This is a genomic window from Streptomyces sp. NPDC021622 (assembly GCF_040640795.1).
GTDB lineage: Bacteria > Actinomycetota > Actinomycetes > Streptomycetales > Streptomycetaceae > Streptomyces.
This window is the reverse complement of record NZ_JBFACK010000008.1, coordinates 1-25,384: the sequence shown is the minus strand read 5'-3', so window position 1 is coordinate 25,384 and position 25,384 is coordinate 1. Positions and strand designations below refer to the sequence as shown.

At 70.1% G+C, this 25,384-nt stretch carries 18 protein-coding genes; 6 read left to right on the top strand and 12 right to left on the bottom strand.

Features of this window, described 5'->3' with window-relative positions:
- Positions 1-5: 5 nt before the first annotated feature.
- From AB0G47_RS17315 to AB0G47_RS17290, 6 genes are all read right to left on the bottom strand, one after another.
- On the bottom strand, positions 6-1,313 hold the full coding sequence (locus AB0G47_RS17315; protein WP_360770066.1) for a family 2 encapsulin nanocompartment cargo protein terpene cyclase: 1,308 nt from the start codon (positions 1,311-1,313) through the stop codon (positions 6-8).
- A 34-nt stretch (positions 1,314-1,347) separates the two neighbouring features.
- Entirely contained in the window at positions 1,348-2,769 is a 1,422-nt protein-coding gene (locus AB0G47_RS17310) for a family 2B encapsulin nanocompartment shell protein (protein ID WP_360770064.1), read from the bottom strand.
- A gap of 302 nt (positions 2,770-3,071) precedes the next feature.
- Entirely contained in the window at positions 3,072-4,616 is a 1,545-nt protein-coding gene (locus AB0G47_RS17305) for a hypothetical protein (RefSeq protein WP_360770061.1), read from the bottom strand.
- A gap of 213 nt (positions 4,617-4,829) precedes the next feature.
- Complete coding sequence (locus AB0G47_RS17300; protein ID WP_360770058.1) at positions 4,830-6,041, bottom strand: low temperature requirement protein A; 1,212 nt, start codon at positions 6,039-6,041, stop codon at positions 4,830-4,832.
- Between the two features lie 174 nt (positions 6,042-6,215).
- The gene (locus tag AB0G47_RS17295; RefSeq protein WP_360770055.1) at positions 6,216-6,884 is read right to left on the bottom strand and encodes a LysE family translocator; all 669 of its coding nucleotides are present in this window, start codon (positions 6,882-6,884) and stop codon (positions 6,216-6,218) included.
- The gene (locus AB0G47_RS17290; RefSeq protein ID WP_360770052.1) at positions 6,881-8,473 is read right to left on the bottom strand and encodes a DUF885 family protein; all 1,593 of its coding nucleotides are present in this window, start codon (positions 8,471-8,473) and stop codon (positions 6,881-6,883) included. The genes AB0G47_RS17295 and AB0G47_RS17290 overlap by 4 nt, the downstream gene beginning before the upstream one ends.
- Positions 8,474-8,526: 53 nt before the next feature.
- On the opposite strand from AB0G47_RS17290, the gene AB0G47_RS17285 reads away from it, so the two are divergent.
- Positions 8,527-9,990 carry a PLP-dependent aminotransferase family protein gene (locus AB0G47_RS17285; protein ID WP_360770049.1) on the top strand — a complete coding sequence of 488 codons (1,464 nt, stop codon included), beginning with the start codon at positions 8,527-8,529 and terminating at the stop codon, positions 9,988-9,990.
- Positions 9,991-9,997: 7 nt separating this feature from the next.
- Here the strand turns inward: AB0G47_RS17285 and AB0G47_RS17280 are convergent, their stop codons facing one another.
- Both AB0G47_RS17280 and AB0G47_RS17275 read right to left on the bottom strand, forming a co-directional pair.
- Positions 9,998-10,342 carry an amphi-Trp domain-containing protein gene (locus tag AB0G47_RS17280; RefSeq protein ID WP_360770046.1) on the bottom strand — a complete coding sequence of 115 codons (345 nt, stop codon included), beginning with the start codon at positions 10,340-10,342 and terminating at the stop codon, positions 9,998-10,000.
- Between the two features lie 71 nt (positions 10,343-10,413).
- Entirely contained in the window at positions 10,414-10,749 is a 336-nt protein-coding gene (locus AB0G47_RS17275) for a hypothetical protein (RefSeq protein ID WP_360770814.1), read from the bottom strand.
- 388 nt (positions 10,750-11,137) lie between these two features.
- Here AB0G47_RS17275 and AB0G47_RS17270 point away from each other — a divergent pair, with 388 nt between their 5' ends.
- From AB0G47_RS17270 to AB0G47_RS17260, 3 genes are all read left to right on the top strand, one after another.
- The gene (locus AB0G47_RS17270) at positions 11,138-12,574 is read left to right on the top strand and encodes a DUF2252 domain-containing protein (protein ID WP_360770043.1); all 1,437 of its coding nucleotides are present in this window, start codon (positions 11,138-11,140) and stop codon (positions 12,572-12,574) included.
- A 108-nt stretch (positions 12,575-12,682) separates the two neighbouring features.
- Complete coding sequence (locus AB0G47_RS17265) at positions 12,683-14,299, top strand: MFS transporter (protein WP_360770040.1); 1,617 nt, start codon at positions 12,683-12,685, stop codon at positions 14,297-14,299.
- A 265-nt stretch (positions 14,300-14,564) separates the two neighbouring features.
- Entirely contained in the window at positions 14,565-15,506 is a 942-nt protein-coding gene (locus AB0G47_RS17260) for a glycosyl hydrolase (RefSeq protein WP_360770037.1), read from the top strand.
- 12 nt (positions 15,507-15,518) lie between these two features.
- Here AB0G47_RS17260 and AB0G47_RS17255 read toward each other — a convergent pair whose 3' ends face one another.
- A complete protein-coding gene (locus tag AB0G47_RS17255) occupies positions 15,519-16,238 on the bottom strand; it encodes a hypothetical protein (RefSeq protein WP_360770034.1) in 720 nt (239 codons plus the stop codon).
- 430 nt (positions 16,239-16,668) lie between these two features.
- Positions 16,669-17,709: a helix-turn-helix domain-containing protein gene (locus AB0G47_RS17250; protein ID WP_360770031.1), complete on the bottom strand. Its 1,041-nt coding sequence runs from the start codon at positions 17,707-17,709 to the stop codon at positions 16,669-16,671.
- Positions 17,710-17,873: 164 nt separating this feature from the next.
- Between AB0G47_RS17250 and AB0G47_RS17245 the strand changes: the two genes are divergently transcribed.
- Both AB0G47_RS17245 and AB0G47_RS17240 read left to right on the top strand, forming a co-directional pair.
- Positions 17,874-18,503, top strand: coding sequence for a hypothetical protein (locus AB0G47_RS17245; RefSeq protein ID WP_360770028.1), 630 nt, complete (start codon positions 17,874-17,876; stop codon positions 18,501-18,503).
- A 73-nt stretch (positions 18,504-18,576) separates the two neighbouring features.
- Positions 18,577-19,458: a MerR family transcriptional regulator gene (locus AB0G47_RS17240; protein ID WP_360770026.1), complete on the top strand. Its 882-nt coding sequence runs from the start codon at positions 18,577-18,579 to the stop codon at positions 19,456-19,458.
- A 237-nt stretch (positions 19,459-19,695) separates the two neighbouring features.
- Here AB0G47_RS17240 and AB0G47_RS17235 read toward each other — a convergent pair whose 3' ends face one another.
- Positions 19,696-21,558: a glycosyltransferase family 87 protein gene (locus tag AB0G47_RS17235; protein ID WP_360770023.1), complete on the bottom strand. Its 1,863-nt coding sequence runs from the start codon at positions 21,556-21,558 to the stop codon at positions 19,696-19,698.
- Positions 21,559-21,855: 297 nt separating this feature from the next.
- Entirely contained in the window at positions 21,856-25,137 is a 3,282-nt protein-coding gene (locus AB0G47_RS17230) for a D-alanyl-D-alanine carboxypeptidase (protein WP_360770020.1), read from the bottom strand.
- Between the last annotated feature and the right edge of the window lie 247 nt (positions 25,138-25,384).

Genomic DNA, 25,384 nt, shown 5'->3' with positions numbered 1-25,384 from the left:
TTCTCTCACCAGTAGTTGGGCAGGGAGTAGCGGTAGGTGTTGGTCTGGTGCCATTCGTGATTGCCTGCGACCCAGGCCTCGAGGCTGGTGGTGTACCGGGCCAGGACCGGGTCCGCGGCGGCCAGGAGGGAGGATTCGTCCTCGAAGGCGTGCATGATCTCGTTGTGGATCTCGACGGCCTTCAAGTAGGCGTCCTTGAGGCCGCGTTGCTCCTCGGCGGCGATCACGACCGGCAGGTTCAGGTGGTGCTCGTCGACGGCCATCTCCTTGGTGAAGGAGTACAGGTCATTGACGAGCGTGGTGGCGTTGCAGGCCAGCGCGGTGACGCGCTGGACTTCGGGGCGGGAGTAGAGCGGCTCGGGCAGCTCGTAACCGTCCATGGCGTCCACGATGGACAGGCAGGGCCGGAAGTTGTTGAACTGCCGCATCACCAGGTACTTCCACACCGGTGGGGTGGTGCGGGTCTGCGCCCAGGCGGCCTCGGCGAGGTACCCCAGGTGCAGGCGCGCCATGTCGTGGACGAACCGGGTGACCTGGCTGGGAGTGGCGATGTCCCGGTAGGCCCGGATCGCGGAGGCGTAGGAGCGCAGCGGAGCGTCCGCGGCAAGGCCCTCCTGCCACTGCTGTTGGTAGCCGTCCGCGGTGTGCAGGGGGTCCAGGGCGCTCTGCGCGATGATGAGCCGCCCGCCCAGGCCGACGGGGGATCCGCCGTAGTCCTCGCAGTAGCAGTCGTCGACGACGTTCTCCGCGACAAGGAGTTTGCCCGCGACGACGAGGTGCTCCAGGTCGACTGCGCCAGGGTGTTGCAGGACGACCGCACGGCCGGTCTGGAACCCGGCGAAGTCGCCCGCCCATTCAGGGGGAAACAGGTCGAGTTCATGGGCCCAGGCTTCGAGTCGCCTGTCCACCTCGGCGACCTTGGCCGGGTCGGCCGGCACGGCGGGCGGAACGTACAGACCCGGAATCGGGTCACCGGCGCGGGGCTTGCCCGCGGGGGCGGGAGCGGACCGGCCCCGGTTCTCGCGCGGTGGAAGGAGGGCCCTGGCTGCCGACGTACCCAAACCGGTCGGGCCGCCGGGAAGCCACGCCACCTCCCGCCCCTCCGGGAGTACGGGCCGCTCGACCGTCGGCTCCGGGAGTACGGGCCGCTCGACCGTCGGCTCCGGGAGTACGGGCAGCTCAGCCGCCATCTCCGGTGGTGCGGCGCACAGCTCCCGCTCACCGGGACGTGCCTGGTCGGACAGTGAGGCGCCCACCAGACCCGCCACCCCAGGGGCGGTCGGTACGGCGAACACCCGGGACTGGGACGACACCGCTCAGCCCTCCTTACCTCGCCGGACGGAGTGCTCAGTCACGCGGTCGTACCTCGACGTTCTCCAGGATGCCGATCGCGTCCGGGACGAGTACGGCGGCGGAGTAGTAGGTGCTGACGAGGTACGAGATGATCGCCTTGTTGTCGATTCCCATGAAGCGGGCGTTGAGTCCGGGCTCGACCTCGTCGGGCAGGCCGGTCTGGTGCAGGCCGATGACGCCCTCGTTGTCCTCGCCGACGCGCATGGCGATGATCGACGAGGTCTGGTGTTCCGAGACCGGGATCTTGCCGCACGGCAGGATCGGCACGCCCCGCCACGCGGGAATGTGATGGCCGTCGACGTCGACGCTGCCGAAGTAGAGGCCCCGCTTGTTGCACTCCTTGCCGAAGGCGGCGATGGCGCGCGGGTGGGCGAAGATGTAGTTGGTCCCACGGCGCATGCTGATCAGGTCGTCGAGGTCGTCCGGGGTGGGCGCGCCGTTGCTCGACGGGATGCGCTGGTCGAAGTCGGTGTTGTGGAGCAGCCCGAAGTCCGGATTGTTGACGAGTTCCTTCTCCTGGCGCTCGCGCAGCGCCTCGATGGTCAGCCGCAGCTGCTGCTCCGTCTGGTTCATCGGCTGGTTGTAGAGGTCGGCGACCCGGCTGTGCACCTTCAGCACGGTCTGCGCGACGCTCAACTCGTACTCGCGCGGCTTGAGTTCGTAGTCCACGAACGTAGTCGGCAGGGTCGGTTCACCCTGGTGGCTGGAGAGGAAATCGATCTCGGCCTCACCGGACTTGTTCGTCGCCCTCTGCGCATTGGCAGTGAGCTCCCGTACGTGCGCGCGAAGCTCCTCGCACTGGTCGGCGACCGCCTTGTACGCGCTCTGCGGCAGCGCCAGGACGGTCGTCGCGGTCACCGCCCGGGCCGTGAAGTCCCACTTGCCGTCCGCCCCCGCGAGTACGTTGCCGCCGAAGCTGTCGCCGTCCGACAGCAGGCCGACGACGGCCTCGCCCTCGTACTTCGCGGGCTTGACCTGTTCCACCTTGCCGTGCGCGACCAGGAAGACGTGATCGGCCTTCTTGCCCTGCCGGACGATGACCTGACCGGGGTCGAACTCCTTCTGGACGAACTTGTCGGCCAGCGCACCCAGCGTCGTGGGGTTGTCGAACCCGCGCAGCAACGGCAGTTCGGCCAGCTCCGCGGGGACGACACGGAGCTTGGACCCGTTCTTGTCGAACGTCACCTTGCCGTCCCCGACCGTGAACGACAGGCGTCGGTTCACGCGGTAGGCACCGCCGGGGACGTCGACCCACGGCAGCTTCCGCAGCAGCCACCGTGAGCTCTTCCCCTGCATCTGGGGTTCGGACTTGGTGGTGGTCGCAAGGTTCCGCGCCGCCGCTGTGCTGAGGCTGAGCTGCTCCTGTGCTTGTTCCTGCGCCTTCGCGGCTTCTGACACGCGCGTCTCGACAGTCATCGGCTACCTCTCCCATGTCATGAGATGACCCGCCTGACTCCAGCAGGGCAGACTTCGCCAAGGAGCAGACGTCGTTACGTTCCGTACACATTGGTAACGCATTGTGACGGATTGACGTGGCAGGCACGACGGGACGTGACAGGCTGCTCGCTCTCAAGGAGCGTGCGGCTGGACGACCTTGACGTAGGGCTGCTCGGGACGTTGCTCGTCCGACCCCTGCCGGGGGCACCAGCGCAAAGGCCCCGGACCGATCATGGTCCGGGGGCTTAGACGTAAGGCTGGATCTCGTCGAAGACAGCCGTCTACCCCGTTCGACGCCCACTCAGGTCGTCGATGAGGCTCGAGATCTCTGACCGCGTCATGGAACGCAGCCATTCCCTGACAGTTCCCGTAGGCACAGGCAGCCGGGGGTCGATGAGTTCGGCGTACGACTCGTTCATCTTCCTGGTACGGAACCCATTCCTGCCGAGAAGGTCCAGCGCGTACGAGACCTGCTTGTCGGTGGGAGCCAGGTTGGAGGCGCCCAGGGCGAGCGCGTCTTCCAGGTGACGCGTGACTGAGCCGGCAGTCCGGTCGTCGGGGAACTTGAAGTAGAGGGCATGCGCGAAGCCGGGAATGCGGCGCCTCCACCCGTTGCCGGCGACGGGGATGTCGAGGATGCCGTTGCCGAAAAGAGGCTGCAACGGCCCGCCGAACCAGTCGCCGAAGAACCCGAACCACCGTGGCCAGCACGGGAACCACAGGTTGGTCCACCGCACTACCGCGAACGGAGCCCCGCCGTAGAGCACTCGCCGGCCTCGCCAGGGATAGGAGAAGCTGGGCATCGTCGCAGATGGCTCTCGCGACCGCTCTTCATTCTGCGGCGGACAGGTCGGCAGCTCGCGCCGCTTGACCCTCTCCTCGAACTTCTTGCGCGTACGGGTGTACAGGAGGTCAGCGAAGTACATCGGCGTGCCGGCGCTGACGAAGTCAGTGATCAGCCATCGGTTGCCCTGGGCGCGCAACCCGGACCACAACTTGTACTGAGCGTCGCGGAAGTCGTCGATCTGCTCCCTGATCACGGTCTTCTTCACGCCTCGAGGCAGAAGCCTGGCCGCCGCCTGCTCGAGATCTCGCAACCCGTCGGGGGCTCCCGTTGCGTCCTTGGACGCCCGGTTGTTCATGGTCCCCCACAGGTGGCTGATCCCGTCGTACGCGATGTACGCACCGAGGCTGTGGGCGACGACAACAACACGCTGGTACCTGAATTTCCCGTCGTACTTGGAAGCATGGAGTCTCTCCAGAAGCTCCACGAATCCTTTCCGGATCTCATGACGCACTGCGTACGACCGCGGCGATGCGTCGAGATATCGCACTACATCGACGAAACTGTTGGTAAGGACACCGGGCAAGAACGTGCCGACACGGGCCAGCAAGAATGTCAGGACGGCGCCCCACACAGCACTGCCGAGCAACTTAGAGATCCATGCTTTGAGCCCCAGATCCGGCAGCAGATCCGACAGAGGCCCAACCCATAGCGCCCAGGCACCGACGCCGACGAGTGCCCAGAACAACAGCCACACGCCCCGCAGTCCCCTAGGTACCAGCCATGGCGGCTTCAGGAGCAATCGTCGAAACGTCGGCCATAGGTCGGCGAGCCGGTTGCCCTGCATGAGATGTGCCCAGTGGTACTCGAAGAATTCCGTCTGTGGACGGTCCTCGGTCGCCGGCGCCAGAAAGCGGCGGGACTCGTACGAGTCAGTCACGATGTCCGGGCGGGAGAGGAAGCGTCGCTGCCCCGTAACGTCTGGTGGCAGCCCGGCACGAACGAACCCGGTCAGCGCGTCCAAGGGACGCTGCTCACCCATTCCGTGCACGATCACGACCGCTTGGCGACCGCCTCGCTGGGTTGGTGCATTCGCAGCCATTCAACGCGCCCCTTCGTCGCTTACGCGAAAGGCCGTACTGTCCCACTCTCCACGTCCCGGCCATCCTGTGCGACCGCCTCTAGGCCGAACGGGCAGGCGAGCGACAGGGCTCCGGTCCGCAAACCGCACGTGCAGCCTGACCGCCCTCAGAGGTCAACTCACCAGAGGCGGCGCAGGCTTCGCGCTCGCGGTCCGGCGCGCCTCCAGAGCCAGGACCCCCGCCACCACCCCCGCCAACACCACAAGCGCCACCAGCGCCGGTACCACCGCCACCACCACCCCCGCGCAGAGGCACAGCGCGCCCCCGGCGATCAGCGGTACGGAGCGTTGGCCTGCAGTTCGCAGCAGGATCGCCGCCGCGGCGGCCAGGAACACCCCCGCGCCGCCGGGGAGCGCCCAGGCCACCACCCCGTGCAGCGGCTCGGACAGGTCGTAGTGGGCGGTGTCGGCGACCTGTTTGAGGACCTTCTTCATTCCCAGTGCGGTGAGCACGACCCCACCGACGAGCGGCAGATGCAGGAAGGTGTAGACGTCGCGGGCGAAGCGGGTCTGGTCATCGCCGGACAGTGCCGCGAGCCGATGCTCCGCCGCCGCGCTCACCTGCCCGAAGTACACCCGCCACAGCCCCGCCACCACGAGCAGGCCCACCGCGGACGCTCCCAATACGGGCCAGGTGAGAACGAATCCGGAGACGCCCACTCCGATGGCGACGATCGACTCGCCGAGGGCGATGATGACGATCAGTCCGTGCCGTTCGGAGAAGTGACCCGGTGAGGCCACGCGCCAGCCGGAGCCGCCGACGAGGTAGATCCCGAAGTAGTCGACCGCCACGGCGCCGAGCCAGAGCAGAACCTGTGTGAGGCCGCTGAAGGCGCTGCCGGCCAGGAGCAGGGCGAACGGCGGCGCCACGGAGAGCAGCGCCGTTCGCCGCAAGGTGGTCCGGAGCGCCAAGTCATCCGGGGCAGACATCCAGTACGTGACGAGATGCAGCACCCGCACAGCCCCGTAACAGAGTACGAAGACGAGCGGCACCGGCAGCCCGCCGGCCGCGTCCGCGTACACGTCGGGCACGGTCAGCGAAACGACCATGACCACGGCCATCACCGCGACGAGCACCCCGAACACCGCCCCGGAGTCGGCCCGCACCACATTCCCCAGCCAGGCGAAACAGCACCAGCACCACCAAAGGAGCGCGAGCACGACGCCCCCGCCGAGCAGCCGCAGCGCGGTCGGGTCGGCGGCCATGAGCGCGGTGACCTGTGTGATGGCGTACACGAAGACCAGGTCGAAGAACAGCTCGGCGGGCGTGACGCGATGGTCGCCCTCCGTCGGAACGATCCGCGAACGCTCGCCGCGTATGGCCACGACTCCCCCTCCCGACCGGACCCACCGCCCGGTCGAACCCCGGCGGAACAATACCCAGTGCCGCGTAGTCAGGGGGTGCGGTGTGGAAGATGCGCGAATTCGTGGTGTCAGAGCCTTAGTTGACGCATGGGACGTCGTCCTCCCGGCGGTCGCACCAGCGGTCGTATGCGGGCTTCAGACGAGCACCAGGGCGGCCAGGCCGAGGTAGATGCCACCGGTCAGGTGGGACAGACCGCGGTCGCGGCGCGGGGTTCCGCGGAGTCGGCGGGCGAGTGTGGCGCCGACGAGTGCGTAGCAGAGGTCGAGGGCAAGGGCGACGCTCAGGAAGACCGCGCCGAGCAGGAGCATGCCGGTCCGGGTTTCCGCCGGGGTCAGGCCGGTGGACAGGAACTGCGGCAGGAACGCCAGGAAGAAGAGGACGACCTTGGGGTTGAGGAGATTGATGAGGACGCCGTCTAGATAGAGCCGGAGCAGTCGGCGGCGAGCGGAACGGCCGGCGGCTTCGGCGGAGTCGCCGGCGTCGGCTTCGGCTTCGGCTTCGGCTTCGGCTTCGGCAGCAGCGGGCGGGCGGCGGCGCAGCGCGCGTATGCCCAGGTAGGCGAGGTAGCCGGCGCCCGCGTAGCGCAGGACGGCGAAGGCGAGCGGGTGGCCCGTGATGAGCGTCGCCAGTCCGCAGACGGCGGCGATGACGTGGAGGAGCGTGCCGGTCTCCACGCCGAGGGCCGAGACGATGCCGGCCCGCCGTCCGTCCCGCACGCTGCGGGTGACGATGTAGATCAGGTTGGGTCCGGGTACGGCCACCAGGACCAGGGAGGCGAGGACGAAGGCGCCGAGTGAGGTCATCCGCGTTCCAGTGCCGTGTGCAGCAGACCGAGGGGCGGGGCACCGAGGTCGAACAGGGCGCTGTGGAAGCGGCGGAGCGAGAAGTCGCCGCCCCAGCGTTCCCTGGCCTGCTCGCGCAGGTCGAGAACGGCGAACTTGCCCCAGGTGTAACGGCCGTAACTGGGGTCGAACAGCCCGCGCTCGGCCTCGTGCAGGGCCGCGGGTCCGGCCAGCGAGACATCCTCGGTGAACCGTGCCGCCGCGTCCGACAGGGTCATGGCTCCGGTGTGGAGTCCGATGGCACGGGCGAAGCGGGTGACTCTGCGCAGCCCGTCCTGGGCGACCGCGACGGCGACGCGCGGGTCGCCGTCGCGGAAGCCCTGCTCCAGGGCCAGTTCCTCGCAGTAGTGGGCCCAGCCCTCGATGAAGGCATCGGAGTGGAGGGTGCGGCGGACGTCGGTCGCCGCCCGGCGCAGCGCCCTGAAGTGGCTGGCGTGCCCGGGTGCCACCTCGTGGATCGCCATGTTGGGCATCAGGGTCCGGTTGAAGCCGGTCGACAACCACTGCTCGCTCTGCGCGCTCGTCCAGTCGTTGTCCGGGAGGGTGACGCGGAAGGCGGCGGCCGCGTCGGTCTCGTGGGGCGCGGACGCGAAGAGGCCTGCCAGCGCCCGGCGCTGGGAGTCGGGCATCGGCCGGACCACCACATCGACATCGTGGTGGGGCACCAGATCGTGCCGGGCGGTCCAGGCGACGGTCTCGTCGACGAGTGCCCCGAACTCCGCCAACAGGCCGTCGGCATCGGGGTGGTCGGCCTGGAGCGCCCGTACCGTGTCGGCGGGCGTCGCCGCGAGGGCGAGGCGGCGGAGCGACTCGTCGAGCAGGGCACGCAGCCGGTCCCGTTCCGCGTCCACGCGGGCGGACAGGGCGGTGAGGTCGATCGTGCAGGCTTCGGCCGCGCCGAGGAGCCGGGCGAGAGCGGGGCCGCCGAGTGCCGCTGACGGCGCGCCTTCGGCGGCGGCCCGCTCCAGGTGGGCGGTGAACCGCGCGTGCGCCCGCCCTGCGGCGGCGTGGACGGGGCCGCCCCGGGGGTCGAGAAGGGCGGCCAGACCACGGGCGGACGGCAGCGTGGCGTCGGCCAGCGCCGCGGGCACGCGGTCCAGTGCCTCGATCGCCGCGTCCACGGCGTCGGGCCACTGCCGCAGCTGGGCCGATCGGGCGGCGTCCCGCTCGGCCTTGGGCGCGTAGGGGCGGTCGTAGCCGGTCAGATCCAGGTTCTCGATGTGCCACAGGGGGTTGCTCCGGTGCAGTTCGAGCTCGCCGAACCGGACCCGGAGGGCTTCCTCCGCGGCCGCCGCGTGCGCCTCGTCGTGCGGGTCCGGATAAGGCTTCGTACCGGCGGGGCCACCGAGTGCGGCGAGGCCGCGTCGTACGGCGTCCGGAGACAGGTCCTGGACGGTTCCGTCGTACTCGTGCCGTCCGGCGCCGTCCCGCGCCGCGGGCACGGAAAGGTCGCAGACGGCTGCCAGCCGCGGGTCGAGAGGCGGCAGGGGCGAGAGGGATGACAGGGACTGCAGGGGCGAGAGGGGTGCAACGGGTGAGGTGGGTGTCATGCCGTTAGCCTCTCGTCGCGGCGGCACGTGCTCCCGTGCCAATGGAGGGGAAAGTGGACCGGAATCGTCAGACGCCCCAACTGGACGAGCTGATCGACCTGTTGGGCGACTGGAGTTCGGGCGAGGGGCCGCTGTACCGGCGGCTCACCGACGCGGTCGGCCGAGCCGTACGGTCCGGGGACCTGCGCAGCGGGGACCGTCTACCGTCCGAGCGGCGGCTCGCCGACGCCCTCTCGGTCAGCCGGGCGACGGTTGTCGCCGCGTACGACGCACTGCGCGGGTCGGGCCTGGCCGAGACACGTCGGGGCAGCGGCACTCGGGTGTCGGCAGGCGCCGCGGCACACCGGGTTCCGGTGGACGGGCGGGTACGCGGCGGTCAGGCCACCGCAGTGGTCCAACGGCTGATCACCCAGCCGCCGGACCTCATCTCGCTGGGGCAGGCGGCCGAGGCCGGCGGTCCGGACCTGGCCCAAGCCCTGCTCCAGCTGGTCCGCGACGACCTGCCCGGGATGGTCGGTGAGGCGGGCTACCACCCGGCCGGGCTCCCCGCGCTGCGAGCGGCGATCGCCGCCCACCACACCGCTCACGGCCTGCCGACCGTCCCCGACCAGCTGGTGGTGACCACGGGTGCCACGCAGGCCGTCGCGCTGAGCGCCCAGCTGTACCTCGGGCGCGGGTCCACCGCCCTCGTGGAATCCCCCGGGTGGCCGGGCTGCCTGGACGTCCTCAGGGCGGCAGGATCCCGGCTTGTCGGCGTCCCGCTCGACTCCGACGGGGTCCGGATCGACCGGCTCGCCACCGCGCTCGCCGAACACCGGCCCGCGCTGCTCTACCTCATGCCGACGTACCACAACCCCACCGGCACCCTGATGTCCGCCGGACGCCGTCGCCGGGTGGCCGAACTCGCCGCCGAACACGGCGTCACCGTCCTGGAGGACAGCGCCCACGCGGCGGGGCTCGCCCCCGGTCAGGCTCCGCCGCCGATCGCCGCGGCCCCCGCCGGGGGAACCGTGCTGACGGTGGGTTCGCTGACAAAGGCCGTCTGGGGCGGTCTCCGGATCGGCTGGATCCGCGCACCGCAGGACACGGTGGCGCGCCTGGCCCGGCTCAAAGCACTCAACGACCTCGGCAGCCCGCTCATCGACCAGGCCCTCGCCGCCCGGCTCCTCCCCGCGCTCCCGGCCCTCGCGCCCGAACGGGCCCGCATCCTCCGCGAGCGGCTGACCACCATCACCCGGCTGCTCGCCGAGCAGCTTCCGGACTGGCGCTGGCAGGCACCGCAGGGCGGCTCGGTGCTGTGGGTCCGGCTGCCCGCGGGCACGGACGCCCGGCTCTACGCACGGGTGGCGCTGCGCCACGGCGCGGAGGTCATCCCGGGCGCCACGATGGATGCGACCGGCGCCCATGACGACTACGTCCGCATCCCCTACTCCTTCGCTCCGGAGACCGCGGCAGCACTGGTCGACCGCCTCTCGGCAGCCTGGACCGCACTGTCTCGGAGCAGTGGCCACCCCTGAGTGCGGCTCAGGGCTTTTTAGTGGCGGCCCGCTTCGCGCTCTTGCTTCTGTTGGTGCTCGTACTGCTGCGCCCCGGCTTTGCGGGAGGTTTTGCGGGAGGCTTTGCGGGCGCCTTCTTCCGGGCCGGTGCGGTCGGCCACTTGAACTCGATCTCCAGCTCGATCTCCCCGTCACCGATCTCGACCTCTATCTCGCTGCGAAGGTCGTCGGGGATCCGCAGACTCAGCGTTCCGGCGCCGAGTTCCAGTTCGGCGTCCCCGCCCTCACTCAGCGCGGCTGCGATGGCCGTGAGCTGGGCAGCCGCCTCCAAGCGTGACAGCGAGCGCTTCTGCTCAAACTTGAGGTCCCTCATGCATGTCTCCGATCCGGCTACGAGGCCGAGGCCATCCCCTGCTTCATCGCTCCGGCCTCATCACTACGGCCTCATCGCTCCGACGGACTGGGAGCCGTGCACAGCGCCCAGATCACGAAGCCGTCGAGCGCGATCAGGACCATGGCCCAGAACGGCGCGTAGGGAATCCACAGGAAGTTCGCGATCATGGACAGGCCGGCAAGACCCACGCCGACGACCCTGGCCCAGGTCGAGCCCTGGAACAGGGCGGCACCGGCGAGAACGATGACGGCGCCCAGGATCAGATGGACCCAGCCCCATCCGGTGAGATCGAACTCGAACGCGTAGTTGCGGGTGGTGACGAACACGTCGTCGTTGGCGATGGCGGAGATGCCGGCGAAGAGCATCATCAGGCCACCAAAGATCATCAGTACGGCGGCGAAGACCAGCCAGCCACTGCCGAGACCGGTCCTCTCCGCACTCCGCGCCGCCGCACCCGGGTGGGCCCCACTCACATGACTGGTCATCGCCGGCTCCTTCGTGTCGTACGGCCCCGCACGGCCGCCGAATTTCCGTTCGACCGTTCGGGCTACTTCCAATCTCGTCCTGTCGGGTGCGCTGTGCATGTCGAGGTGCGGGACCGCAGCTCATAGCGGGCAATTCACAGGACATCTGTGCAGGTCAGGACGGTGTCCTTGCGCTTACGGGTATTTGAGCGAGCAGGGCGGCCGGGCTTTCGACACCAGCGCATGCGCCCCCATGCACGCGGCCCGGAGGGGGCCTACGGTTGAGCTGAAGCCGGCAGGAAGGGCGCCGATGACCCAGGACGCGACCACGGCCATGCGCGCGGCAACCCACACCACACCCGCGGAACGCGCGGCCATCGGCAAGGAGGCGCGGCGCCGCTCGCCGCGGTCGGGCCACGCCGCGTACAAGCCGTCTCCCGACCGGCCGGACCCGCTGGCGATCCTGGAGGCGCAGTCCGCGGCACGGGTGCCTGAGCTCGTCCCGATCCGCTACGGCCGGATGATGGAGTCCCCGTTCCGCTTCTACCGGGGCGCCGCCGCGATCATGGCGTCCGATCTGGCCGACAGCCCGACGTCGGGGCTCAGGGCCCAGCTGTGCGGGGACGCGCACCTGCTGAACTTCCGTCTGCTCGCCTCGCCGGAGAGACAGTTGATGTTCGACATCAACGACTTCGACGAGACACTGCCGGGCCCCTGGGAGTGGGACGTCAAGCGGCTTTCGGCGAGTCTCGTCATCGCGGGCCGGGCGAATGGTTTCGACGACGCCGGGCGTGCCCGCATCGTGAGCTCCACGGTCCGTTCGTACCGCGAGGCGATGATCCGCTTCGCGGGCATGGGCAACCTCGACGTCTGGTACTCGAAGATCGATGCGGACCTCCTCGACTCCCTGGCCGCCGGCCGGACCCAGGGGACGAAGGGCGGTCGCAAGAGGCTGGCCCGTGCCATGGTGAAGGCCCGCACCCGCGACAGCCTGCAGGCCTTCGACAAGCTCACCGAGACGGTCGACGGCAGGCCCAGGATCGCGGCGGATCCCCCGCTGCTCGTCCCGGCCGGCGATCTGCTGCCGGACATCGAACGCGGCGCGCTGGAGCGCCAGTTCCGCGGTCTGATCGAGCGGTACGGCAGGACTCTGCCTTCCGACCGGCGCTCGCTCCTGTCGGACTACCGCCTTGCGGACGTCGCCCGCAAGGTGGTCGGCGTCGGCAGCGTAGGCACCCGATGCTGGATCTTCCTGCTGCTCGGCCGGGACGACCAGGACCCGCTCTTCCTCCAGGCCAAGGAGGCCGACACCTCCGTGCTCGCCGAACATGTCGGCGCGAGCCGGTACGCCAACCAGGGCGAGCGGGTGGTCTCGGGCCAGCGGCTGATGCAGGCCACGAGCGACATCTTCCTCGGCTGGGAACGGGTGGACGGGATCGACGGCAAGCAACGCGACTTCTACGTACGCCAGTTGCGCGACTGGAAGGGCATCGCCGTGCCGGAGCGGATGCGGCCGAAGGACATGCAGGCGTTCGGCGAACTGTGCGGGGCCACCCTGGCCCGTGCACACGCACGGTCCGGCGACCGCATCGCGATCGCCGCGTACCTGGGCGGCGGCGAATCGTTCGACCGGGCACTCGCCGCCTTCGCCGAGGCGTACGCCGACCAGAACGAGCGCGACCACCAGGCCCTGACCGACGCCGTACGCGCGGGCCGTCTCCCCGCGGAGGAACTGCCTGCGGCCTGACCCGGACGATTCCCGCCCGAAGTGACTGAGCCCGCCCCGGTCCGCCAACCGGCTGACCCCCGGGGCGGGTCGCGGATCGCCCTCCGGGGCGGCTGGAACGATGCGCGCATGGCACCCGGAGCAGGCACTGCTGAGAGTTCGGCAACGGCACGCATCGTCCTCCTCGCACTCGCCGCCGGTCAGTTCCTGATGGCGCTCGACAGCTCGGTCATGAACGTCTCGATCGCGACGGTGGCCGAGGACGTGGGCACGACGGTGACGGGTGTGCAGGGCGCCATCACGGCCTACACCCTCGTGATGGCGATGTTCATGATCCCCGGCGGCAAAGTGGGGGCGCTGATCGGCCGCAAACGCGCGTTCATGATCGGCTGTGGCATCTACGGCTGTGGCTCCCTCACCACGGCGCTCGCGCCGAACCTGCCCGTGCTGCTGCTCGGCTGGGCGTTCCTCGAGGGGATCGGGGCGGCACTCATCCTGCCCGCGATCGTGGCGCTCGTGGCGAGCAACTTCGCCACTGAACGCCGTCCCGCCGCCTACGGTCTCGTCGCCGCCGCGGGGGCCGTGGCCATCGCGGTCGGGCCGCTTATCGGGGGTGTGGCGACGACGTACTTCTCCTGGCGGTGGGTCTTCGCCGGTGAGGTCGTGATCGTGCTCGGCATTCTGGTGCTCGCCGGCCGGATCGCCGACGCGCCGGTCGGCGAACGCCCTCGCATCGATCTCATCGGCGCCGTGCTGTCGGCGCTAGGGCTCGGGATCTTCGTCTACGGCGTACTGCGCTCGGACGAGTGGGGCTGGTTCCAGCCGAAGCCCGACGCGCCCTCGTGGCTCGGGGTCTCGCTGGTCGTCTGGCTGATGCTGGCCGGTCTGCTCCTGGTCTGGCTCTTCCTCCGCTGGGAGGCCCGCATGGTGGAGCGGCACAGGGAGCCGCTCGTCGACCCGGGCATGCTGCACAACAAGCAGCTCACCGGCGGACTGACGATGTTCTTCTTCCAGTACCTCGTCCAGATGGGCGTGTTCTTCGTCGTACCGCTCTATCTGTCCGTCGCCCTGGGCCTGTCCGCGCTCACGACGGGCGCCCGCATCCTGCCGCTCTCCCTGACCCTCCTTGCGGCCGCCATCCTGATCCCCCGCTTCCTCCCGGACGTCTCACCGCGGCGTGTGGTGCGGCTCGGGACCCTCGCGCTGCTCGCGGGCGCGGTGGTCCTGATGGCCGCGCTCGACGCGGAGGCCGGCGCGGAGATCGTCACCATCCCCCTCCTGCTGATCGGGCTCGGCATGGGCGCGCTGGCGTCCCAGCTCGGGTCGGTCACGGTGTCCGCGGTGCCGGAAGCCCGGAGCGCGGAAGTCGGCGGCGTCCAGAACGCCGTCACCAACCTCGGCGCCTCGATCGGTACGGCACTCGCCGGGTCGATCATGATCGCCGCGCTTGCGACGTCCTTCCTCACCAGCGTGGAACAGAATCCGGCGATCCCGGCCGAGGTCAAGAGCCAGGCGAACGTCGAACTCCAAAGCGGCGCACCGTTCTTGTCGGACGCCCAGCTCAAGTCCGCCCTCGACGAAGCGGGCACGAGCAAGGAGGTGACGCAGGCGGCACTCGACGCGAACGCCGACGCCAGGATCGACGGCCTGCGCGCCGCACTCGCCATCCTCGCCTTCGCCGCTCTCCTCGCGATGTTCTTCACCGCACGGATCCCGAAGACCCAGCCCCGCTCGACGGAGCCATAGCCGGTCGCCGGCGGTCACGGACTCGCCCGTGACGTGAGATGCGCCATTCCGCGTCCGGCTCCAACGATGTGCGGTAGCAGCACATGGCGGTGCCGCAGACGCCCTGGGGAACCTGTCGGCGCGGGACAGCATGCCGGGGTGCTTGCGGCAAGGATCCTTCTCCCTACGAATTCACGTAGTAGCGATCTCTCATTGCCTGCGTAACCGGACTTTCTCATTATGGCGAGGCCATCGGGCTGTCCGGGGGCTCAAGGCAAGGATGAGAATGAAACGAAAGCTCGCGACGACACTGGCCATGGCGGCAGTTATCCTCGCATCCATGGCCATGCCGTCCGAGGGTGCCGTCACCCCGTCCCGCCTGGGCGTCTACGTCGGTCCCGGTAAAACCGCCGAGGTCAATAATTCTCAGGCGTGGCTCGGGCGGTCGCAGGTCGACGCGACCGACTACCTGGACTCGGCCGAGAACATCAAGTGGAATCAGTACGCGACCAAGTACTGGGGTGACTGGAAGAAGGCCGGAGCCGACCGGGATTTCGTGCTCGGGCTGCATTTGCTGCCCAAGGGCGGGACCTACGCGGAGGGGCTTGCCGGTAAGTACGACAGCCAGTTCCGAGACCTTGCCGACCTGATGATCAAGGACGGCCTCGGCGACTCCGTCATCCGCGTCGGGTACGAGGGCAACAACAAGCACATCGGGCCGTGGCAGGGAACCGACGACCCGGCCGCCTACCGGGAGATGTTCCGGAGGGTCGTCGACCTTATGCGCGCTCGCACCGGGGCGTCCTTCCAGTTCGACTACAACATGGCTGTCGGCACCTCGGGCAAGGTCACGTCGTTCGAGACGCTGTACCCCGGCGACGCCTACGTCGACGTGGTCGGCCTGAACATCTACGACGTGTGGTGGAACCACCCGGACGCCACGCCGGCCCAGCGGTGGAACCACACCCTCACCACCGCCATGGGCGTGAATGACTTCAAGGAATTCGCCGCCGCGCACAACAAGCCGAAGTCATATCCGGAATGGGGCCTGTACGGGAGGGGCGACTCCTATATGGGGGGCGGCGACTCCCCGTACTTCATCGACCGGATGGCCGAGCTCGTCAAGGACTCGCAGTATCAGGCGTATTTCGACCACGACTGGGGCGGCGGAACGCTGGACGACTTCCCGAACGGCAAGGCGCAGTACAGGCTCCGCTTCGGCGGCTGAACGGGCACGTCATCACCGGTTGCGGATGCGGACGCCGTGGCGGGTGCGCATGCGGTGGAGTTCCCACAGCGCCACCGCGGTCACGGACACCGGGCCGCCGAGCACCGCGCACCACTGTGCGGCCGGCGGCCCGTGCGGCATTCCGCCTTCGAGGGCGACGCTGCAGAGCATCAGCTCCCAGACGAGTACGACGGTGAGCGCGGCCGGCAGAGCGGCGTGCACGTTGGACGTGTTGAAGGCATAACGGGCGGCGTAGGCGGAGGAGAAGCCGAGGAACGGCAGCAGCCAGACGAGGCCGATGAGCAGCGCGAGCGCGATGAGGCCGTTCACGAGCGTGCCGTAGTTCCGCTTCAGGATGACGGCGCCGCCCGCCAGTACGAGTCCGACGCCCACGAAGATGCCGATGTACCAGCCCACGGCCTTGAGCGGCGCGCGCAGCCGGGAGCGGAGCAACTGCCGTTGATCGGCGGGCGCGTAGCGGATGAAGCCGAGGACGACCAGCGGCCCGGTGAAGATGAGCAGCAGCGGGGCCAGGATCAGCTTCACCACACCGTCGTTGGCAACTCCGCTCCAGCCGTCCTCCGCTCCGTAGGTGTAGACGAGCAGGAGGCTGGCCGCCAGACCAACGACCGCCCGCCACAGTTGCACCTGCCTCACCACCCGGTCCGGGATGTGGCCGAGGCCCGGCTGGTTGAAGATCGCCTCGGCGCGGCGGCGGGAGGAACGGATCACCGGGATGAGCGGCGAGACGAAGAAGAGCGCACAGCCGGAATACCGCCGCCGGACGGGCTGCGGGGGATAGGGCTGTGGCGGGTACGGCTGCGGCGGGTACGGCTGCGGCGGGTAAGGCTGCGGGTGCGGGCCCGACGGTGGCGGGCCGTACGGATCACCGCCACCTTGCGGCGGAACGCCCGCCGGTCCCCAGCCCTGATATCCCCCGTGTGCCACCGTTCCCCCCAGCCTCCTGCAGCGCTTCTGAGCGCGCGCAGTTTACTGGCCGGAAGCGAACTGTCGTCAACGGCGGGAAGGCACCCCAGCGTTCCAGTCCCCCCGGGCGCCACTGTGCCACGTGACCGGTGTCCGTCCGCATGGCCCGCACGTCCCGCCCCTGAAGCCACTGGGATGCCGTGGACCACTGTCCTCGCGCCGGGCGGTCAGGGCATTAGCAGGGCGTGCGGGCTTTCTTCGCATCCAGCGCACCCGCCCTGACCTCGCTCGGCGGGACGCCGTACGCAGTGCGGAACGTGCGGCTGAAGTCCGCGGGGTGGCGGAATCCCCACCGGGCCGCGATCTCGCCGATGGCCAGGCGGTGCAGGGCGGGGTCGGTCAGGTCGGCTCGGCAGCGTTCCAGGCGGCGGCGCCGGATCGTGGCGCTCACGGACTCCGGTTCGCCGCGGAAGAGTTGATGGAGTGTGCGTACGGAGATGTGGTGGTGGGCGGCGAGGGCCGCGGGGCGCAGCTCCGGGTCGGCCAGGTTGTGGTCGATGAAGGCGTTGATGCGGGCGAGGAGTACCGCCTGGCGCGTCTGAGCGGGCAGTCCGTCCGCGTCGCCGAGATGCGCGGCAAGCAGCGACGCGGCCAGGTCGACCCCGACCGCACCGATCCGGGCCAACTCGGCGGGCCCGCAGTCGCGGACGGCGTCCGCAAGGCCCTTCAGGTACGGGACGAGCAGCGCCCCGGATCCGGACCGGGTGGACAGCGGCTCGGCCAGCAGCCTGTCGGCCCGCCCGTTCGCCAGCGGAAGAACGGTCCGTGGCAGCCGGAACTGCGAGCTCTGGCAGGAGCGGCCCTTGTCGAGGAACTCCACGGCCAGCGGGTGCGACGTGGAGAACAGAGCCATCTCGCCCGCCTCCAGGCAGGCGACACCGCGCCCCTGCTCAAGCCGGATCGAGGTGCCGCCCCCGACCAGGAGCAGGAAGTACTCCTCGGTGTCCTGGCGGCGGATCTGGACAGGGGAACGCCAGGCCGACATCGGGGAGTAGGTGAAGGTCCCCAGCGGGCTGTGCGGCAGTTGCACGGTCACCGCCCGTCCCGTGAAGCGGGACGCGTACGGGCTGCGGGACGTCACCGGCATGACCGCCTCGCCCACCATGTCGTTCCACCACCCGAACCGGTCCCGCACCGGAATCGACTCGGTGTCCACCGTCACCACCGGCCCTGCCGGCCCGCTGCTCTGCTCCGCCGTGTTCGTCAGCATGGGCATACAACGATGATGCCGGGCCGAGGAGTTGGCGGAGAAGAGAAGAAGGCGCTTCACCCAGAACACGACCGCCTTCCAACCGCCCTCGGGCGACCCGGAGTTGACATCACGCGCGGCTCGATCCCTGCGCTCTTCCCCAACCGCCCACCGCCTGCCATCGTTCCGATATGTATCCCTATGGGCCGCCTCCCGGACCCCCGCCGCGGATCGACCCCCGTCAACTGCGGCCCCGGCGGGGGTGGTTCGTCGTCGCGGGAGTCATCGCGGCCGTCGGTGTGGCCATCGGCATCGCGAGCTTCGTGCGCACACTGACCTCGGCGGTGGACTCCGTCGACGACGGCAGGGCGTTCGCCAGCGGGCGGTCCGTCACGGTGCGGATCGCGCCCGACGACGACGCCGCCATCTACGTACGCAGCCCCTTCGTCGCCCGTGCGCACTGCAAGGTCACGGGTCCGCCCGACTCGCTGCCGCGCGTGGCGGCACCCGGCGGGACGTTCAACGTGACCAAGGGGGACGCCAGATGGGAGCGGGCGTTCGTGCTCAAGACGGATAAGGACGCGGACTACCGGGTGATGTGCGAGGACCCGCGCGGCGTCCTCACCTTCGCCCCCGGCGACAGCACCGACGTCTCGTCCTTCGTCGGCGGCATAGCGGTGACCGTCCTGGTGCCGCTCGGCGGGATCCTCGCGGCCGCCGCCCTGGCGATCATCGTCGGCGTACGGCGCGGCAGGCACCGCCGGTGGCTTGAGGCGCAGGCCTACTACGGATACGGCCCCGGCGGCGGGCCGCCCGGTTGACCTTGCCCCTGGGGCAGAGCGCATCGTCCGGAGCACCGGGCCGACAACGGGCCCGGTGACGGAGGATGCCCCCATGGACCCGGACCCGGACCCGCTGCTCACCATCGGTGAATTCGCCGCCCGCGCGCGGCTCTCGCCCAAGGCGCTGCGCCTGTACGACCGCCTGGGGCTGCTGGCCCCCGCGTACGTGGACGGGGCCACCGGCTACCGCTACTACCGCACGGCCCAGGTGGAGGACGCCCGCACGGTCGTCCTGCTGCGCCGGCTCGGCATGCCGCTCGCGGACATCACCGGGATCGTCGCCCTGGACGGCGAGCGGGCGGCCCGTGCGGTCGCCGCGTACTGGGCGGGTGTCGAGGAACGCCATGCCGAGCAGCGCACGCTTGCGGGGTACCTCCGTGGACGCCTTTCAGGAACAGGAAGAGGATCCACGATGGATGAGACGTACAAGAAGGACTTTCCGGTCAGGACCATCGACGTACCTGAGCAGTACGTCATCAGCGAGACCCGGCATCTGCTCGCCGAGGAGCTGCCGGTCTGGATCGACGCCTCCACGCGCCGCCTCGAAGAGGCGGCCGAGGCCGAGTGCGGGGGCGCCGCGGGCGCACCGCTTGTCATCTACCACTCCGAGGTGACGCAGGACAGCGACGGCCCCGCGGAGGCGTGCGTCCCGGTCAGGGATGCGGCAGCCGCGCGGACGTGGGCGCAGACGGCGGGGCGGCAGCGGGGCGTCGCATCGCGCGTGGAGCCCGCCCACCGGCTCGCCTTCACCCGGATCACGAAGGCGCAGGTCTCCTACCCGCAGATCCTCGCCGCGTTCGAGGCGGTCGAGGAGTGGATCGCCGGCGAGGGCCTGAAGGTCACGGGCCCGTGCCGCGAGATCTACTTCGCGGAGTGGGAGACGACGGGCCCCGACGACCAGGTGTGCGACGTGGCGTTCCCCGTGAGCCGGTAGCCGGAATCCAGTAACTGGTAGCCGGTAGCGGTATGACGGCCGGGTCCGCCTCCCGAGGGAGGCGGACCCGTTCTCCGGACAGACGCGGGCACCCGGCGGCCCGCCCTGGCTTCGGCGGCCGGCAGCCGGGCCTTCTGGAAGAGCACGGTGATCAACTCGTACTTCTTCCTGGGCGTGGTCACGCTGATCCCGGCGACGCGGCGCTACCCGGGCGGCCGGGACCCCGTCCCTGACCGCCTAGCGCACGCTCTCCCGCAGCTCCTCCGGGCAGGCGGTGCCACGTGGCAGCTGGTAGGGGGCGCCAAGGCGGTAGACGCCGGGCCCAGGGGCCAGGAGTTCGGTCCACTTGTCGCCGTCGGCGTTCTCCTCGGCCTCCATCAGGCAGCCGTTGAGGTTGTCGAACTCCTTGGGCCGGTCCTCGTCGAGCTCGCGCCGCTGCTTGGACTCCTCGGTCTCCACGGGCCGCTCGACGCCCTTGCCGTCGGCGTCCACGATGCTCAGCCACGGCGAGTACGGGATGCGGACCAGGATCTTGCCCGGCTTCTTCACCTCGATCGTCCACTCGCCCTGCTCGGCGCGCTTGACGACGGCGGGCGGATCGGCCAGCGGGTTCGGGTTGATGACCTCGTACAGCTGCCAGTTCGAGTCCGCCCACACCTGCTTCAGATACGGCAGGCCCTTCTCGATGAGCGCGGCCTCGCGCTTGCCGCCGTCGCCGTCGGGCTCGCCGTTGGGCACCACCACGAAGTGCACGGACCAGCGCTGCAGCCACTCGTGGTAGTTGGCCGAGTTGAGGGTGTCGTCATAGAAGAGCGGGTTGCGCTCCATGTCCGCCTGCCGGTTCCAGCCGCGGGCGAGGTTCACGTACGGGGAGAGTGCGGAGGCCTCGCGGTGGCTGCGCGCGGGCACCACCTCGACGCGGCCCTTCTCCGCGCCGACCTCCTGAAGCTCGTTGACGATCGGCGCGAGCTCGCGCGTCCAGGTCGCGGCCGGTGTCGTGTGGACGACGTCGTCCCCGGCCTTGAAGCCGACCCAGCCGATGAAGCCGACGATGGCCACCACGGTCACGTACCACTGGCGGGACTTCGGCACGGCGTACGGCAGCGCGGCGAGCAGCACGACGCCCGCGAAGGACATCGCGAGGCGGGTGATGTTCGAGCCGATCTGCGAGCTGACGAGCCAGACGCCGAGCACGAAGGCCGCGTACACGGCGGTCGTGATCCGCACGGTCTTCCACTGCTTCGGTACGGCGTAGAAGACGAACCCGGAGTAGAGCAGCGGCAGCGAGGCCGACCCGAACGACATCGGCTGCGTACCGGAGAACGGGAAGAGCCACGCGGAGACACCGACGACGGCGGCCGGCGCGAGCCCGAGGGCGTACGCGCCGGGGTAGCGCTTGCTGAGGAACAGCGCGACGGCGACGAGCCCCACGAAGAGCCCGGCCACCGGGCTTCCCATGGTCGCGAGTGCGGCGAACGGCGCGGCCACCAGGGCCTTCGCCCACCGCTTGTAGCGCCAGCGGTGGGGCCAGCAGAAGACGGCGGCGACCGCCATGAGCGCGAACATCTGGCCGAGGCCGTACGTCACGCGGCCCGACACGGCGTTGCAGAACAGCGCGAAGACGCCCGCGAGCGCGGGCCACAGCGGCTGCTTCACCGCACGGCTGCGGATCAGAATCATCGTGAGCAGCGCGGCGGAGAGCGTGCCGGCGACCATCATCGTGGTCCGCACGCCGAGCACCGACATCAGATACGGCGAGATGACGCTGTACGACACCGGGTGCATCCCGCCGTACCAGGCGAGGTTGTACGCGGAGTCGGGGTGCCGTCCGGCGAACTCCGCCCAGGCGTCCTGGGCGGCGAGGTCTCCGCCGCCGTTGGCGGTGGTGAAGAACCAGACGAGGTGCAGCACGGCCGCGGACACGGTCGCGATGGTCACCGGGTGCCGCAGCAACCGGCGCGGCCAGGGGGCCCGTTCGGGCGCCGCGGGCTCGGGGCGGCGCTGGGCGGGCAGCTGTATTCGTGCGCCGGTGCGCGACGCTCCACCGGAGCCGGGCTCAGGATCCGCGTCGTCGGCTCGCGTCGGCTCCGCTGTGGCCACTGAAGGCTCTCCCCGTGTTTGTTCCTGTCCTGGGGGCGAGCGCCTGGGGGTTCGTCCCGGAACACCCCTTTGACTCATCCCGGCGTACTGCCCCCGAGCTTGTGACGCTAGCACGCAGCGCGGAGGCGGGCCCGGGGTGGTGCCGCACCCCGGGAAGGGTCCGTCCGACTTCGGCCAACGGCGTGCGGCCGCTTGGCGTAGGTCCGGTTGCGGCTGCGGAGGCGGCGTGCGTCGTGACGCGGAGCCCGGCGTGCGCTGTTGTTCTCCTTGGCGACGCCGGGCTCTCGGCCCGTGGTGCTAGCCGACGCGCTTCAGCTTGGCGCCGAAGCCCGGTTCGGTCAGGTCGCTCTGGAGGGCGACCGGCACCTCGATGGCGCCGCCCTTGCCGTCGCCGACGCTCAGCACACCGACCTTGGTGCCGGCCTTCGCCGAGTTCGGGATGGTCTTGCCCTTCTCCGCGTCGAGCTCCAGCTTCACCGTCAGACCGGACCAGCCGACGGCCGACACGTCCTCGGTGGCGACGACGGGGGTCGACCCGCCGAGCCCGTCCTCGACCTCCCCGACGACATCGCCCTTCTTCACGATGGTCTTCGCGGTGAGCGCGTCCTGTCCGGCCTCGATGAGCTTGCGGGTGACGCCGGTGACCTCGTCGATGTTGGCCACGCCGTTGTTGCCGTACTGGCCGAGGGCGGCGCCGATGATCGTCTGCGTCTTGCCGCCGACCTTCTTCTCCGCGGCGAAGAGGATGTTGCCGCCGGCCGCGGTGGTGGTGCCGGTCTTGATGCCGATGGCGACGGTCGGGACGAGGCCGAAGAAGTTGTTCTGCTTGTCGCCGTTGAGGTCCTTGTAGCTGGGCTGGCGGGAGATCTCGTTGAAGACGGGGTTCTCCATGGCCGCGCGGCCGAGCTTCACCAGGTCCTCGGCGGTGGAGACGGTCGTCTTGTCGAGGCCGCTGGGGTCCGTGTAGTGGGTGTTCTTCATCCCCAGCTCCTTGGCGGTCTTGTTCATCTTCGCGACGAACTCGTCCTCGGAGTTGCTCTTGGTGTCCCAGCGGGCGAGCAGCTTGGCGATGTTGTTCGCGGAGGGCAGCATGACCGCCTGCAGCGCCTCGTACTCGGTGATCTTCTGACCCTCGGTCACCTTCACCACGGACTCGTTGGCCGGCTTGCCCGTCTCGTAGTGCTTCTGCGCGGCGGCGTCGACGGGGATCTTCGGGCCGGGGTCGCCCTTCTCCAGCGGGTGGTCGCGCAGGATCAGGTAGACCGTCATGACCTTGGCGATGCTCGCGATCGGTACGGGCTTCTGGTCACCGGAGGTCCCGAAGCTGCCGATGCCGTTGACGTCCATGGCGGCCTGGCCCTGGCCCGGCCACGGCATGGACGGCTTACCGCCCTCGAAGCTGACGGAGTCCTTCGCGGTGAGCTTCAGGGTGGGCGTCGGCAGCGGCCGCACGGCCTGTACGACCGCAAAGACGATCACCAGGAGCAGGACCAGCGGCGTCCAGATCTTCACCCGCCGCACGGCGGTGCGGACGGGGGTCTCGGCCGGCGGCGGGGTGTTGGTCAGCTCGGCGAGAAGGTCCAGCGGCGGCTTGGGCGGCAAGGGCTGCTGGGTGGTGCGCTCGGGCCCTGCGTTGCCTGGCGCGGGCGCCTTGGCTGGCGTGGGCGCCTCGGACTTGGCTCCGGTACCGGCGGAGGCGCCGGGCTGCTCGTCGAGGGGCTTGAGCGCGACGAACTTACTGGTGCGCTCGGCGTCACCTTCGGGCTTGGGGGCGGCCTTGGGGCCACCCTCGGCCTTCGGGGCGGGCTTGGGGGCGGACTTGGCGTCACCCGTCGCCGCGCCACCCTTTGCAACAGACTTTGCATCACCCGCATCGGGCTTTGCGGAGTCACCCTTGCCGCCGGCCTTGTGGTCCCCGATCTTGAGCATGGTGGTCGGCTGATCGACCGCCTTGGGGGGCAACGCCCGGAACACGGCGGTGGCCTGGTCGACGCCGGGGGACTTGGGGGTCTTGGGGGCCTTGGGGTCGGCGTCGGACTTGGCGTCCTTGGATCCGCCGTCGGGCTTGGCGTCGTCGCTGGGCTTGGGGTTCTTGGCTCCGCTGTCGGACTCGGCGTCCTTCGAGCCGCTGTCGGACTTGGCGTCCTTCGAGCCGCCGTCAGGCTTGGCGTCCTTGGCGGCTGCGGGGGCTTGGTCCTCGGCGGGGGTGTCGCCCTTCGCGGGGGCGACTCCCTCGGCCTGGGCATCGCTCTTCGCGGGGGTCTTGGTCGCTCCCGGAGCGTCGTCCACGGCGGAGGCGGCGCTCTTGGCCGGGGCGTCGTCGCCCGTGGCGGAGGCAACGGACCCGGCGGGGGCGGCGCTCTCGGCGGCGGAGCCTTCCACGGCAGCGGAGTCGTCCGCGCCGGGGGTCTTGGTCGCTCCCGCAGCGTCGTCCACGGCGGAGGCAGCGCTCTTGGCCGGGGCGTCGTCGCCCTTGGCGGAGGCAACGGACCCAGCGGGGGCGGCGCTCTCGGCGGCGGAGCCCGCCTCAGCCGAGGTGTCGTCCGTGGCGGGAGTCTTGTTCGCGCCCAGGGCGGCGCCCGCGGCGGAAGCCTCGCGCTTGGCCGAGCGGTCGCCCTTCGCGGGGTCGTCGCCCCCGATCTGGGCATCGCTCTTGGCCGGGGCGTCGCCCTTGGCGGTGGCGACGGCCTCGGCGGCGAAGCCCGCCTCGGCCGAGGTGTCGTCCGTGGCGGGGGTCTTACCCGCTCCCGCAGCGTCGTCCTTGGCCGGTGTGTCGTCCGCAGCCGGGGTCTCACCGGCAGCGAGGTCTTCGGCTTCGGCAGAAGCGTTACCCCCGGCGGAGGCCCCATCCGTGGCCGAGGGATCGCCTCCGGCAGGAGAGTCGTCCCCAGCGGGGGCGGCCTTCGCGGCACCAGGAGCGTCGCCGTCGGCGGAGGCATCCCCCTCGGCAGCAGCGCCACGCTCGGCAGAGGAATCGCCCTGAGCAGGAGCCTCGTCCTCCGCAGAAGCCGTGCCGCCCCCGGCAGGGGACCCCTGCGCGGCGGCAGCATCGTCCTCGGCCGAGACGCCACCCTCGGCGGCATCGCCCCCGGCCGGAGCGTCATCGCCGACGGAAGTGCCACCCTCAGCAGGAGCGCCCTCCCCGGCAGCACCCTCGCCGCCCGCGACCCACGCGGCGACCGCGGCCCGCAGCCGCGCGTCGCCGCTCGACTCGCCGCCGGCAGCCTCCGCGGAGCCCGAACCCTCCGAGGACTCCGACTCCGCAGAGGACTCCGAGGCCCCAGCAGCCCCCTCGGCCCCAGCGGGACCGGCAGACTCCTCGGCCCCAGCGGGACCAGCAGCCCCGGCAGAATCCGACGCCGCTGCTGCCGCCTCCGTCACCGCCTTCGTGGAGAAGACCGCCGTCGCCGAGTCCTCCTCCCGTGCCGCGGGGACCTCGCGGGCCACCGCCAGGCGCGGGTCCGCGCCGGAGGTCGGGGTCGGTTCAGCGGTCGGGTTCCCCGACGACTTGCCAGACGACTTCCGCTGCTTCGACCTGTCGGGGGTCTCGCCCGCCACCGATGCCTCCTCGTACGCCATGCCGTATGCGTATCGCGTTGCCGTTACGCCAAAAACCGGCCGGACCCGCTGTCCGAACCATGTACCAGTGTCCTGTGTGAGGGCTTAACCCCCGTGGTAGACGAGAACGACATACCTACTGGTTCCCGTACTTACCGGTCACGCACCCTCGACAGACCAATGTGAGAGGGGTCACCCTGTCATTCATCCACGCGGGGAGGCATGGATGGGCAGGAGCCGCAGAACAATTCCGGAGGAGCTTCTGCTG